The organism is Paenibacillus sp. FSL H8-0283, from assembly GCF_045040675.1.
Classification (GTDB): domain Bacteria; phylum Bacillota; class Bacilli; order Paenibacillales; family Paenibacillaceae; genus Paenibacillus; species Paenibacillus amylolyticus.
In genome coordinates, this window is sequence record NZ_CP150295.1 from 4,341,818 (window position 1) to 4,354,866 (window position 13,049).

The 13,049-nt window shown below is 44.5% G+C and carries 16 protein-coding genes; 1 reads left to right on the plus strand and 15 read right to left on the minus strand.

The window, feature by feature from the left end; all coding sequences use genetic code 11:
- Positions 1-156 precede the first annotated feature (156 nt).
- The 14 genes from MHI52_RS19330 to MHI52_RS19395 form a co-directional block, all read right to left on the minus strand.
- Positions 157-432: a stage VI sporulation protein F gene (locus MHI52_RS19330; protein WP_076317428.1), complete on the minus strand. Its 276-nt coding sequence runs from the start codon at positions 430-432 to the stop codon at positions 157-159.
- 103 nt (positions 433-535) lie between these two features.
- A complete protein-coding gene (locus MHI52_RS19335) occupies positions 536-1,576 on the minus strand; it encodes an NAD(P)H-dependent glycerol-3-phosphate dehydrogenase (RefSeq protein ID WP_405157479.1) in 1,041 nt (346 codons plus the stop codon).
- Positions 1,569-2,192: a glycerol-3-phosphate 1-O-acyltransferase PlsY gene (plsY, locus tag MHI52_RS19340; RefSeq protein ID WP_074095653.1), complete on the minus strand. Its 624-nt coding sequence runs from the start codon at positions 2,190-2,192 to the stop codon at positions 1,569-1,571. Before plsY ends, MHI52_RS19335 begins: the two co-directional genes overlap by 8 nt.
- A gap of 11 nt (positions 2,193-2,203) precedes the next feature.
- Complete coding sequence (der, locus tag MHI52_RS19345; RefSeq protein ID WP_017687684.1) at positions 2,204-3,526, minus strand: ribosome biogenesis GTPase Der; 1,323 nt, start codon at positions 3,524-3,526, stop codon at positions 2,204-2,206.
- 185 nt (positions 3,527-3,711) lie between these two features.
- Entirely contained in the window at positions 3,712-4,926 is a 1,215-nt protein-coding gene (gene rpsA, locus MHI52_RS19350; protein WP_036607712.1) for a 30S ribosomal protein S1, read from the minus strand.
- A 142-nt stretch (positions 4,927-5,068) separates the two neighbouring features.
- A complete protein-coding gene (locus tag MHI52_RS19355) occupies positions 5,069-5,656 on the minus strand; it encodes a 1-acyl-sn-glycerol-3-phosphate acyltransferase (RefSeq protein WP_282320911.1) in 588 nt (195 codons plus the stop codon).
- Complete coding sequence (cmk, locus tag MHI52_RS19360) at positions 5,653-6,357, minus strand: (d)CMP kinase (RefSeq protein ID WP_405157480.1); 705 nt, start codon at positions 6,355-6,357, stop codon at positions 5,653-5,655. Before cmk ends, MHI52_RS19355 begins: the two co-directional genes overlap by 4 nt.
- Positions 6,358-6,460: 103 nt before the next feature.
- Complete coding sequence (locus MHI52_RS19365) at positions 6,461-6,685, minus strand: hypothetical protein (protein WP_076317426.1); 225 nt, start codon at positions 6,683-6,685, stop codon at positions 6,461-6,463.
- 63 nt (positions 6,686-6,748) lie between these two features.
- Positions 6,749-7,402: a flagellar brake protein gene (locus MHI52_RS19370; protein WP_036672025.1), complete on the minus strand. Its 654-nt coding sequence runs from the start codon at positions 7,400-7,402 to the stop codon at positions 6,749-6,751.
- A 148-nt stretch (positions 7,403-7,550) separates the two neighbouring features.
- Complete coding sequence (gene ypeB, locus MHI52_RS19375) at positions 7,551-8,897, minus strand: germination protein YpeB (RefSeq protein ID WP_036607717.1); 1,347 nt, start codon at positions 8,895-8,897, stop codon at positions 7,551-7,553.
- Positions 8,898-9,018: 121 nt separating this feature from the next.
- Complete coding sequence (locus MHI52_RS19380; protein WP_164783335.1) at positions 9,019-9,189, minus strand: hypothetical protein; 171 nt, start codon at positions 9,187-9,189, stop codon at positions 9,019-9,021.
- Between the two features lie 114 nt (positions 9,190-9,303).
- Positions 9,304-9,999, minus strand: coding sequence for a glutamic-type intramembrane protease PrsW (gene prsW, locus MHI52_RS19385; protein WP_017687676.1), 696 nt, complete (start codon positions 9,997-9,999; stop codon positions 9,304-9,306).
- A 43-nt stretch (positions 10,000-10,042) separates the two neighbouring features.
- Complete coding sequence (locus tag MHI52_RS19390; protein ID WP_017687675.1) at positions 10,043-10,657, minus strand: genetic competence negative regulator; 615 nt, start codon at positions 10,655-10,657, stop codon at positions 10,043-10,045.
- Positions 10,658-10,844: 187 nt separating this feature from the next.
- Entirely contained in the window at positions 10,845-11,198 is a 354-nt protein-coding gene (locus MHI52_RS19395; RefSeq protein WP_036607724.1) for a hypothetical protein, read from the minus strand.
- Between the two features lie 94 nt (positions 11,199-11,292).
- On the opposite strand from MHI52_RS19395, the gene MHI52_RS19400 reads away from it, so the two are divergent.
- Entirely contained in the window at positions 11,293-12,189 is an 897-nt protein-coding gene (locus tag MHI52_RS19400; RefSeq protein ID WP_076249993.1) for a polysaccharide deacetylase family protein, read from the plus strand.
- Positions 12,190-12,234: 45 nt separating this feature from the next.
- On the opposite strand, the gene MHI52_RS19405 is transcribed toward MHI52_RS19400, so the two are convergent.
- A complete protein-coding gene (locus MHI52_RS19405) occupies positions 12,235-13,032 on the minus strand; it encodes a metallophosphoesterase (RefSeq protein ID WP_405157481.1) in 798 nt (265 codons plus the stop codon).
- Between the last annotated feature and the right edge of the window lie 17 nt (positions 13,033-13,049).

A 13,049-nucleotide genomic window follows, 5' to 3' on the forward strand; every position in this document is an offset into this window, starting at 1 on the left:
TTCAGTTCGATATTCATCACTGACACTGTGACAATTGCAACCATTATAACACGAAATTCAGCTCAACTTTCCAAAAAAAAGACAAAAAAGCAAGCCGGCAGAAGCCGACTCGTCTTTTTGTCTTACTGGATCACCTGCACAAGCAGGTGTGATCTATTATTTTTTCATCATCATTTTCATTAACGATTCCATACTGCTCGGATTCAATCCGCTTTTCTTGACCGCACTCACAATATCCTTAACCGTATCCTCAGATACCGGAACTTTCGCCATGGCGGATACTTGTTTGATCAATTGGCGCAACTGAACTTCATTCTGAATCGTCGTTGGTTTCACCGTGCTTGCCAATTTCTTAACGGCACCTTCCGTTATCGTTTTACCCGTTTTCTTGTTGATTGCATTCAGTGCATCTTTGGAAATGTTGTTACCCATTCGTCTCCCCTCCTCCGGCAATACTCATGTGTATAGTATGAGTCTGCTACAGAAAAGGTGAATAAGCTTCTTATTTCACAAGGTACGTTTAGGCTGATTACAATCAGGAATGCCATTGCTCCCAGGTTTCAAGTTTCATGACTTCCATTTCAGTCTTCGGGTCACGTCCCATCAAGGCTTCAACCGCATCACGCGGCTGTCTCTCCTGGAATAAAACGTGATATAACTGATCCGCAATTGGCATTTGCACTCCGTATTTTTGGGAGATGAAATAGGCAGCTTGCGTAGTTCGAATGCCTTCTACCACCATGCCCATGGACTTCAGAACATCATCCAGCTTCTGTCCCTGGCCCAACATGGAACCTGCTCTCCAGTTCCGACTATGCTGACTTGTAGCCGTTACAACCAGATCCCCGATTCCAGCAAGTCCTGAAAACGTTAGCGGATTTGCTCCCATCTCAACACCAATACGTGTGATCTCTGCCAAACCACGTGTTAGCAAAGCGGCTTTGGCATTATCACCAAATTGAAGACCATCCGACATACCTGCACCAAGAGCAATGATATTTTTGAATGCACCCGCCAGCTCAACACCGATCATATCCCGATTCGTGTAAACCCGGAAATAAGCATTCATAAACAAAGCTTGGGCAGACTCGGCAGATGCCTTATCCAGTGAAGCTACAACCACTGTCGTTGGACAACGCTTCACCACTTCTTCCGCATGGCTTGGGCCAGAAAGAACAACCACACGTCCTTCTTCACATTCAAGCTCTTCTGAAATGACTGTGGACATCCGTTTGAGGCTTTCTGTCTCAAAACCTTTGGTTGCATGAATGACTAACATCTCAGGCTTGTAATAAGCCTTAAGCTGGTTCGTAACTGCACGCATGGCTGATGAAGGCGCAACAATTAACACAGCTATAGCGCCTTTCACCGCAGCTTCCATATCAGTTGTTGCTTGAATCCGTGGTGAAAGCTCCGCATCCGGAAGATAGCGAGTATTAGTGTGCTTGTTATTGATTTCGTTAGCCTGGTCTTCACCACGTGTCCACATCATCACATCCAACTGATTGGCGGCGAGTACACTGGCCAGAGCTGTTCCCCAGCTCCCAGCGACTAGAACAGCAACTTTTTTAGACAACTCGTTTACCCCCTCCAGGGTTTTTCGATCCCAATTTATTTTCCTGTCCTTTGGCGAGCTTCGCAATATTGGTACGATGTCTCCAGAACGCAAACAGACAAATAATCAGACTCCCCCAGAAGATATTCATTGAATATCCGGGTAATACCATGATAAAGATGGGTGTAAATGCTACAAAAATCAGAGACCCCAATGAAACATAGCGTGTCAATACAATAGACAGAATGGCGATCACCCCAGCACATAACGCAGGCAGGAAAGCAAGACTCACCAGAACACCAATGGCTGTGGCAACGCCTTTTCCTCCACGAAAATGGAAGTAAAGCGGCCAGTTATGTCCTGCAATGGCTGCTATACCACTGAGTGCAGGAATCCAGGCAGAACCGTCGCTCAGCCAGATTCCAATCCATACAGCTGCAACACCCTTAAGTACATCAAGTAACAGAACAGCAATTGCCGGTCCTTTACCCAAAATACGCAATGTATTGGTAGCTCCCGCGTTTCCACTTCCGTGCTGACGAATATCGATCCCCCGTATCGCTTTGGCAAGGAGGACACTAAAGCTGATCGAACCGAGCAGATAACTCAGTACAATCGCTGCGATTTGTAAAATCACACACTTCTCCCCTAACTTTCGTCGGACTTCTTCCGAGTAAATATGCGAATTGGTGTTCCTTCGAAGTCAAACGCTGCACGGATTTTATTCTCCAGATAGCGCTCATATGAGAAGTGCATCAATTCCGGATCGTTCACAAAAACAACCATGGTCGGTGGCTTAACGGCAACCTGAGTCACATAGTTAATTCTCATTCTCCGTCCTTTATCCGTTGGCGGAGGGTTAATTGCAACCGCATCAGACACCACATCGTTAAGTAGATGTGTTTGTACACGTAACGAGTGTTGATCTGCTACCCTTTTCACAACCGGTAACAATTTTTGTAAGCGTTGTTTTGTGAGGGCTGACAAGAATACGACTGGAGCATAAGTCATAAACAGGAAGTGATCCCGAATTTTTCTCTCAAACTCTTTCATCGTTTTGTCATGCTTCTCTACCACGTCCCATTTGTTCACAACAAACAATGACGCTTTACCAGCTTCGAATGCATATCCTGCAATATGCTTGTCCTGTTCAATAATGCCTTCTTCACCATTAATGACAATCAGAACAACATCTGCACGCTCAATCGCACGCATCGCACGCATTACACTGTATTTCTCAGTTGTTTCATATACTTTACCACGCTTACGCATACCTGCTGTATCAATCAGCACGTAACGTTGGCCGTCTTTTTCAAAAGGTGTATCAATCGCATCCCGGGTCGTTCCAGCCACGTCACTTACAATGACACGCTCTTCACCCAGAATAGCGTTCACCAGTGAAGATTTACCCACATTAGGACGTCCGATCAGAGCTACACGAATGACATCTTCATCGTAAGTCTCTTCCTCAAGTTCTGGCAACTTCTCCACAATTGCATCAAGCAAGTCACCTACACCTGTACCGTGACTTCCGGATACGCCGATGGGATCACCGAAACCAAATCCATAAAACTCATAAATGAGCTCACTTCGTCCGATATTATCCACTTTGTTAACGGCTACAACAATAGGCTTGCCTGAGCGGTAGAGCATCTCTGCTACCTCTTCATCCGATTGCGTAATACCTGCTTTTGCATCACACATGAATACAATAACATCCGCTTCTTCAATAGCGAGCTCTGCTTGCATCCGAATCGATTTTAAGATTACATCTTCACCATCAATTTCGATACCACCTGTATCAATGATACTAAATGGTTTACCGTTCCATTCACCGATTCCATATATACGGTCACGGGTAATGCCCGGCTTGTCTTCCACAATGGCCAGTCTGTCGCCGATGATCCGATTGAAAATGGTGGATTTACCCACGTTCGGTCGTCCGACAATTGCCACAACGGGTCTTGCCATACATTCCACTCCTCCTGTCCATACTTACGATACTCATCATAGCAAAAAAGATATATCTTGGCTAACGTTTCATGCCAAATTACTCGCAATAAAAACAATCGGCGAACCCGCCTTGGGCTCGCCGATCTTGCTTTTGTTATTCAGCAAAATATGCAGTATATAACTTAGAACCATGCATTGTTAACTTATTTGAATTTGCTGAGTTTGTCTCCAAACAGTTCGCCAAGCGTAGTGCTCATACCTTGATTGTTCAAGGAAACGTTTGGATTGTTGATTTCTTCACGCGGAGCGTTGTTTCTTGAAGGTCTTTCTGATTTTTGTGGTTGAGCTGGAGCTTCTTCTGTTTCTTTGATGCTCAAGCTTACACGTTGCTCAGAAGGGTTCATGTCCAAGATTTTAACTTGAACTTCTTGTCCTTCTTTCAGCACTTCATGAGGAGTGCCGATGTGTTTGTGGGAGATTTGCGAGATATGCACAAGTCCCTCAACACCAGGAGCGATTTCAACAAATGCACCGAAGTCTACCAGACGTTTTACAACACCTGTTACGATATCGCTGGAATTGAATTTTTCGCTTGCTGTTTCCCAAGGACCTGGTTGAACAGCTTTCATGCTCAGGCTGATTTTGCCTTTTTCAGGGTCAACTTTCAGCACTTTCACACTAACTTTATCACCTTCAGACAGTACGTCGGATGGTTTTTCAACGTGTGTCCAAGCCAGCTCGGATACGTGAACCAAACCGTCAACTCCGCCCACATCAACAAATGCACCGAATTGAGTCAAACGTTGTACTGTACCTTCGATCACTTGACCTTCTTGCAAACCAGCCATTACTGTAGCTTTGTTTGCTTCGAATTCTTGCTCCAGTACGTCTTTTTGGGAAAGGATCACTTTGTTGTTCTCACGGTCGATCTCTTTCACTTTAACACGCAGTGTGCGTCCTTTGTAGTCGCTGAAGTCTTCAACGAAATGGCGTTCAACCATGGAAGCCGGGATAAATCCACGTACGCCCACGTCTGCTACCAGACCGCCTTTAACAACATCACCTACAACAACTTCGAATACGTCTTGGTCTTCAAAATGCTTTTGCAATTGATCCCATGCGTTTTCGCTGTCGATTGCACGTTTGGACAAAACGAGTTTTTCTTTCTCGTCGTCGATGCTAAGAACTTTAGCTTCAACTTCTTGTCCAACTTCTACTGCGTCAGACGCGCTGTCAACATGTAATGAAGACAGTTCACGAATTGGAATGACACCGTCATATTTATATCCAATGCTCACATAGGCTTGGTTATCTTCCAATTTGACGATGGTTCCTTTTACGGTATCTCCTTTTTTCAAGGAAACGAATTGATCCAACTCATCTTGGGTTGCTTCTTGATTTTTCATTTCTTCCGACATGTCAAATACCCTCCTCAATTCAAAAACCCCATTATATTCAAACCTGCCTGTAGCAGAGTTCAAAACACTTTCATCACTGAGTGCTCAAACTTTAGTCTCCCTCAAAAATATGGAAACATGCACTCAGCTACCGACGAAGCCATTACTTGCTTGGCACGCCCGTTTGCACCATCTCGTTAATCTTGGACATAATCTTTTCAGTCGCCTTCTCCAGAGCTTCTCCAGATGGGTCTTCCTTGAACTCGTCCAAACTTACTGGTGCTCCATATACAACTTTCATCTTACGAAAAACTTTGTAGTTACCGATAATAGCAGTAGGAATAACTGTAGCGCCACTGCGGAGAGCAAAACTCGCTGCCCCTTTTTTGCCGATACCTCCATCATTGTGACGGCTTCCCGAGGGGAAGATTCCAAGCACTTGACCATCACGCAAAATATTGAGTGAGGTTTTGATGGATTCCTTGCTGACACCTCCACGTTTAACGGGGAAAGCGCCCACGGCTTTAATAATTCGGCCGAATACCGGAATTTCAAACAATTCGCTTTTGGCCATGAAACGCACCTGACGGCGAAGTTTGATACCAACGGTTGGAGGATCGAAGTTACTAATATGATTGGAACATAAAAGTACGCCGCCTTCTTTCGGAATATTCTCCCGTCCAACGGCCTCCAAGCGGAAAAGAATGGTATAAATGATCCGCAGTAATGTGCTGCAAAATGTGTAAATCATAGACCGATCTCTCCTCTGACCATTGTGCAATAAGATACGATTTTGTCAACCACTTCATGAATGTTCATCTCCGTTGTATCAAGGACAATAGCATCCTCAGCACAACGCAATGGGGAAATTTCCCGATTCTCATCCAATCTGTCACGGGTGGCAATGTCTCGCTCCAGCTGTTGCAACGCCAGTCCTTCAGAGGGGTCCAGTTCTTTGAAGCGGCGAAGCGCACGCTCTTCCACACTGGCAGTCATGAAGATTTTCACTTCCGCATCGGGCAGTACTGTCGTTCCGATATCGCGTCCATCCATGACGACGCCCTTGCGCAAAGCCATTTGCCGCTGAGTATCCACTAATTGCGTACGCAGCCCCTCGATTTGCGCATATCGGGACACGATTCCCGTCACTTCACGGGAGCGGATTTCCGAGGTTACTTCTTCCCCATTACAGAACACTTTCTGTCCGTCGGGATCCGGTTGTAAATCAATGACCAGCTTTTGGGCTTCCTGAAGTACCTGTGTCACATCTTCCGGTGTAATACCTTTCCGAAGCATATGCAAGGTTACCGCACGGTACATTGCGCCTGTGTCGACGTATACATACGCGAGCGCCTCTGCAACCAATCGAGCCACCGTGCTTTTCCCGGCACCGGCAGGTCCGTCAATTGCAACGTTCATTTTCCCGTTCTCTGATGTGTTCTGGCTTGCCAACGGGGCATTCCTCCTCAAACGATAAACCTCAATAAAAAAACAGGCATTGCCTGCATCGTGAAAATTATACCACACTCTACACATGGATGCAAAAACAGACAAATCAACGACGTTTGTAATCATTCATCGTTTGCACTTCAATTGGCGTTCCTTCCAGGCGGTCAATGGTGGTCAAATTCTTTTTGAAGCCTGGTACCAACAGCAGCAATTGATATACCACAAGCAAGATTAGAAGGACTGTAATCAGAATCGTAACCTTTCGTTCCATTCGCCTGGAGAAAACATAATAAAGTCGTTCATATCTGCGGGTTGCATGACGACGATTCAAGGCAATACCTCCGTTTTTTTCATTACGGTACCCGCAGTTCCCTCTCTTTATGCCACAACATTCCTATTTCGTGCGATAGTCAAGTTGCCGCTCAAAACAAAACTTGATAATTTTCTGGCGCTCCGAATCTGAAATCTGCACAAATTTCAACATGCATAGCTGTCTGCCGGTTTCCAGGGTTTTGATCCGCACAACTTCAGCTTCAAAATTCACATGTTCAATGGTTGAATTCCGGTAGGGAACCAGCAACCAGCATTTCAATTTTTGACCTTCAGCTATTGAGAAACCTGTTTCGCCGTAGATGGACAATCCACCACCGCCAATATCTTCAGTCAATCCGACAGCACGGGTCAGATCTTCACTCTGGATGGCCAATTCGAGGTTTGCATGAACACGAAGAAAGCTGCGCCGTTGTATTTTGGATATATCGCTCGGAAGCGGTTTGCGGATACGGACAAGACGGACCACATCTTCCTCAAATCCCGTGACATAGGTATTAAAATAATGCCGGACCCCATCCTCCGTAATATATGAAATGGACAATTCATCTCCGAAAAAGAGCCTTTTCAGACGGCTGCTTCCTTGTTGCATCGGGACCTCAATCAGAAAACTGCTGTCATCCATATCTGCAATGCGTGATTTGTACTCTTTGTGTTCCTCTTTTTCATCTGCAGAAGCAATGTGGATGTATAAAATTTCATTTATTTTCGGAAACAAGCTGTTCACCGCCACTTTATGTATTTATCTTCGTATGTACAAGGACTATTATACCATGACCTTTCTCACATTGAACAAGAAAAAAACAGACCACATCGTGGTCTGCCGCAGTTATTCGCTCAACTTCAAATTCAAATTATCCATCTTTTTATGAGGTTGCATTGACCGGTTTGATCTCTTCAACCGCTTCTTCTATTCCTGTATTCGCATTAATGTATATCCGGTAACGAGAACCGTTAATTTTCCCTCCGAATTCATAACACAATACTTCTTTGCTGTAATCATTCTCAATCAGGGATTTGCGAACATAATTTTCTTCGAACTCCGAATTAAGCTTTTTCCGCGCCTGTTGCTCCGTAAGAGTTGCTTTCGGAATTTTGCGCATGTCATTATGTTCGTAAACAAAGTCACTCGCCTGGAAGCCGGTTACTTCGCCTGTATCCAAACCTACACGAACTGACATTTTCTCGGGATAAATCAAGGTGTCCCCTTGCTTACGCACATAAGTAAGGTTACCCAGATTACCATATTCATCGTAGTTTACAGCCTTCATATCCTTATAGCCTTTGTTCATTAGAAATTGATCTGCTTTAGCCATGGCATTCTGACGAGACACTTTTTTGGTTCCGATTGGACGCGTATCACTGTAAGAGATCAGCATTCCGCCATTACGGGTGAAATCCATCATCAGTTTGCCATTGTTGGCATGATCAATCGTGGCAGTGTAGGACTCCCAGTCTGTTCCTTTGCCGTTCTCCTGCACTTGGATTTTGCTACGATCCGCATCAGAGAATTTTGCAGCCTTGCTCTGAATCTGTTCTTTGGTCACCGGCAAGCCGTCCAGTTTCTTGACTGATCGTTTTGCATAGATGTTGGATACGGAAGGACCCCAATCAAGCTCCGGGTATTCCTGTACCTTTTTGTTTACAGTACGAAAACCATCAACGATCGTGTTGTCCATGGTTTGCTCTTGTGTTGCCATGGCAGTCTCTGCATCCATCCAGCGCAATCGGTCCGTCAGGACTTTCTGCTGCACATCCTGCAGATTCTTGGTAATCTCGGATGAATTCTGATACAGCTTTTTCAGGTTGCCCATTTCCTTCTCACTTAGCGGTTCGTTCGTCAAGTCACGCATCGACGCCCGATAGGCAAAGTTGGAAATACGCGAGAGAAACTCCTCTGTCTCGTTAAATGGCAACATGGTGAGTGGCAGTTGATTGATCTCATTCTGCGCTTCACTGGTGAGTCGCCATACATTCATCAAACCTTTGCGATGCATCCCCTGTGATGTAGAGTGAACCGCCAAGGTGTTGCCAATCTCCGAATGCAATTTGTCCATATGAAAAGATAAATCGTGAAATGCACGCTGATATTGATTCTCTGCCTTGATCAGAATTGCATTCTTCTCCTGATTCTCCTGATAGCCCCACACGAGCGCACCGACCAGCAGAACCGCAAATATCGGAAACATAACTGAACTTAATCGTTTATACATCGGTAGAGTCTCCTTTCTTCTAAACCACTACCTCTATTGTGGATCGAAGAAAGATCTCTTATGCATGCGATTTCCAGTCCTTACACAAGCAGGCTACTAAAGTAGCGTTTGGGTCCTCCTTTTAATTCAGCTGAATCCCAGTTGCCATGCCCTCTTCTTCAATTTCGAACTGGTCTCTGTTATCACATAGGCACTGCTTGAATCCCGTCTCAATCCGGCCCCGATCTTTCTTGCCTCGTAATGTAAATCGTTCACCGCATTGTTTGCATCTGATTTTAATTTTAATTCTCATCACAACGATCTCCGTTTCTGTCGGTCATTCCCCGGGAGTTTATCTGTAAAAATAAAAACACACCGGAGTCATAGGCGCAATATGCGCTTTATGTCCACCAGTGTGTCCGTATTTTTATAATTTAACCTCTTCCTCCCGCTTCACAAAACGAAAAGGAGAACGGTTATTAGCTCGTGTGATTTTACCCATTGCCCCATACCACAGGCCCGCCATTAGCGGCGCTATAAACCACAACCAATGATTCACCATGGTGTTCATGATGACATCGTACAATGCATGCCAGAAAAAAGGTAACACCAGAGAAAGAACCAGATACCACCGCTTTTTCTTACCACCGATAAACTTGGCTTTACCCATATAATAACCCATGATTACCGCAAACATAGCGTGCCCTGAAACAGGGAGCAGTGCCCGAAGGAACATGGCTGAGACGGATGCATTCCCCGCAAAGGCATACAACACATTCTCAACAGTGGCAAATCCAAGTGAAACAGCGACTGCATATAAGATCCCGTCATACGGCTCATCAAATTCGGTGTGATTATAGATGATATGATAAAGTACGAACCATTTAACGAATTCCTCCACACCACCTGAGATCATAATGGCCTCAAGATAAGGATTATCCCCGAGCCACATCATCATGCCACGCTGAATAATCATCACAGGCAGTACCATCAGAATACCCATGAGGAAAACCCGCAATACCATATGAAGTGGCTCATAATCATAACGGTCTTTCAGGTAAAAGTATGTTAACAAGGCGAGACCCGGAGCAACTGCTGCCGCTAAGACCGAAAACAAAAGCACCGAAATTCCCTCCTCTGACTAAAGACGCGATTACAACTAGAGATTAATCCTGGCGTTTGAAGTGGGTGCAGATAACATCAATCGCTTGTGCAGGAATAACAACCTTACCATACTCTTCCATGACTGCTGGAGTAACTGAGGAGCCTTCGCCAAATTCAGCAAGCAAGGCAATCAATGCCGCATGTTTGGTGGAATCTACCTCATCTGGCTCCAAATGCAAGAACCACTTGTCTTTATAGGAATAAAGTCTCCCAGCATCCGTAACATGCTGACGCAACATATGTGCAGCTTCAATGAGCACTTCAAAGTCCTTGAATGCATAAACAATGGAATCGCTTTGCTCGAGTGTAACTTCCATTTCATATACTTCTTCAGGAAGATCATCTTCATGACCTAAACCATATTGTTGCGGATCATATTTTCCACGTGTGACAATGACAACCATCCCTTGAGCGGGAAGTGCGAATACTTCGACAGCGAGTGGACCTGTGGCATCAAATCCAAGTTCGGAATAAGCCTGATCCATCATTTCAGTGAACAGTTCATGAACCTTAGGTATTTCCTGCCACATATCTTCTTTTTGTATTCCGCGCTCGCTCAGATCGTCAAAGGTCAGGAAAATCCGTATCTTATCGTGACTTAGTCGTTCTATTTTCATACAGGATCTCCCCTTTATAAGCAAGTCTTATAACAGATTATGAAGCACAAAACAATATGTGCTGAAAATAAATCTATGTAGTTATGTTATCATTTTATACCTCTAAATGCACGAAGTAAAATCGACAAAAAAAGAATCATTCCACAGCAAATCAAGACTGTGGATGATTCTAATTGGAGGTTTTGGTTTATAAACCCGGTACTGTTGTGTTTGTTTGGCTTAAAATTTGCTCAACTTCATGCTTCACATCGGGATTGGTGCGAATAAAATCTTTGAGCATGCTCATATTCGCTTCTTTTTCCTGCGGTGTGATTGCTCTTGCGGTCTTTGCTGCCGGATTTTTGTGGGATTCACCATGTTGATTTTGCTTGCTTGTGAACCCGTCCATACCCGGGAAAGTCATTTCCATCATCTTATGTTTTGCCTGATCCATCATATTTCTTGACGAACCCGATGACATCATGGGCAATTTGCCTTTGGACAGCCATGAACTGGCTGCAACACCAATGACAATGCCCCAAAAAAAGGATGAAGCCTTCATTACACCAACCTCCTTCAAGTGTTAAAATCATATTTAGTGTTTGCGGTAGTGAGCGATCTCATTCCGTATAATTACAGGAAAGCGAGTTGAAATCATGTTTAGACATACCGCCGCATTGATCATTGCTGCAAGTTTGCTGTTGTCAGCTTGTGGGACAGCGGAAGAAAAAACATCTGATAATTCCACACCAGCGGGCGAATCAACTACCACGGTTCAAGAAGAGCAAGGTAACTCTAACCCAACTGAAACAGGAGAACCCGGAACTGGTGTGCCCGAGTCTTCAACGGAAGATTCAACTGCGACAGAAGAAGAACCTGAATCTTCGGAGAAGGTTTCTACAGAAGAGAAAGTGGAAAAGACGTATCATATGAATGAAAATTATTATATTAAACCAAACGATGAAGCGAGCCCAAGCAAAGTGGTCTTGTTAACTTTTGATGATGGACCCAAAGAAGAAAAAATGATTACTTCACTGATCGACACTTTAGATAAACATAACGCTAAAGCGATATTTTTCGTCAATGGATATCGGGTGAAAAGCCATCCGGAATTGCTCAAACTCATACATGATCGGGGTCAGATTGTAGGCAATCATGCCTGGGATCATGAGGATCTCAAAAAAATGTCCAACGCTGAGGCGGCAAAACAGGTTACAGATGTCCAAAAAATAGTGAAGGATACCATTGGTGAGGAACCGCAATTCTTCCGTCCACCTTTTGGTTCGGGAAATGATGCACTGAAGGCTGCTGTGAAGAAAAATGGCATGTTATATATGACTTGGTCTAATGGTTCTCTCGATTGGGATAAAAGCACCAAAGACAACCCGGAAAAAGTCATCCAAAATGTACTCGATCAGTTAAATCCCGGAAGCAATATTTTGATGCATGAGTTGCCATGGACGGTTGAAGCATTGGATGAGTTGCTGACCAAGCTCGAAAAGAAAGGTTATTCCTTTGTTGATCCGCGTGCAATTGAATTGGAAGCTCGTTAAATTGTAATTTTGCGCATTAAAATAAAACAGCCTTGATCCAATGGATCAAGGCTGTTTCTCTGTGAGTGCTTTTTCCGCGGGCGCTCTTAACGTGATGATATGCATCTCCGCAGGACAACTTAGTCGGAGAGGAAGATGATTTGTACCGTATCCTCTGCTAACAAGCATTTTGCCTTCTTGGTGAATGTCCTCCGGACTTCGCTTCAGGGAGTACCACCCGTTCGATACGGGACGATACGCTTTGCTCAGGAACACAGGTCCGAAAAATGGTAAAACCAATTGTCCGCCATGTGTATGACCGCTTAAAATAAGATCTGCATTTTCTTCCAAGCGAAGGGCCTGCAAAGGATCATGAACGATAGCAATTTTGCAAAAACGGTTACTAATCTGCTGTAGTAATACATCGCCCTGTTTGGAACGATAGTCTATGCCGATCAGGCTCAATCTGTCGTTGCCCCTTTGCAGATATTCTACATTATCCTGCAGGAGCCTAACGTCCGATTCCCGAAGGATTCGCGCAAGTTGAGCGGTACCAGCCCTCTTGTCATGGTTGCCATACACCGTAAATGAAGGAGCAATGTTCGATAAAATTTTCATGTTATGTCTAACTAAAGACCATGAGATTCCTTTTTCCGCAACATCCCCACCGATGAGAACCCAGTCCACTTTGTTTTTAACGTTTGCCAGATTCTTCTGCTTCAGCTTGCGCTTGTGCGTGTCGGATACATACAAAATCTTAGCCCCGTCAAAGGATGTTGGCAGATGAGGCACTTCAACCTCTTCTTCAATCATTAGATGAATATGGGCTTCACGCCACATATGAAAAAGCAGTAAAACTCCCATCAAAATGATTAAACCTG

Excerpts from the sequence above, each read along its gene's own strand:
- MHI52_RS19330 (WP_076317428.1), bottom strand. The coding sequence starts at position 432 with ATGGGTAACAACATTTCCAAAGATGCACTGAATGCAATCAACAAGAAA.
- der (WP_017687684.1), bottom strand. The coding sequence starts at position 3,526 with ATGGCAAGACCCGTTGTGGCAATTGTCGGACGACCGAACGTGGGTAAA.
- rpsA (WP_036607712.1), bottom strand. The coding sequence starts at position 4,926 with ATGTCGGAAGAAATGAAAAATCAAGAAGCAACCCAAGATGAGTTGGAT.
- MHI52_RS19355 (WP_282320911.1), bottom strand. The coding sequence starts at position 5,656 with ATGATTTACACATTTTGCAGCACATTACTGCGGATCATTTATACCATT.
- ypeB (WP_036607717.1), bottom strand. The coding sequence starts at position 8,897 with ATGTATAAACGATTAAGTTCAGTTATGTTTCCGATATTTGCGGTTCTG.
- MHI52_RS19380 (WP_164783335.1), bottom strand. The coding sequence starts at position 9,189 with ATGAGAATTAAAATTAAAATCAGATGCAAACAATGCGGTGAACGATTT.
- MHI52_RS19390 (WP_017687675.1), bottom strand. The coding sequence starts at position 10,657 with ATGAAAATAGAACGACTAAGTCACGATAAGATACGGATTTTCCTGACC.
- MHI52_RS19395 (WP_036607724.1), bottom strand. The coding sequence starts at position 11,198 with ATGAAGGCTTCATCCTTTTTTTGGGGCATTGTCATTGGTGTTGCAGCC.
- MHI52_RS19400 (WP_076249993.1), top strand. The coding sequence starts at position 11,293 with ATGTTTAGACATACCGCCGCATTGATCATTGCTGCAAGTTTGCTGTTG.
- MHI52_RS19405 (WP_405157481.1), bottom strand. The coding sequence starts at position 13,032 with ATGGGAGTTTTACTGCTTTTTCATATGTGGCGTGAAGCCCATATTCAT.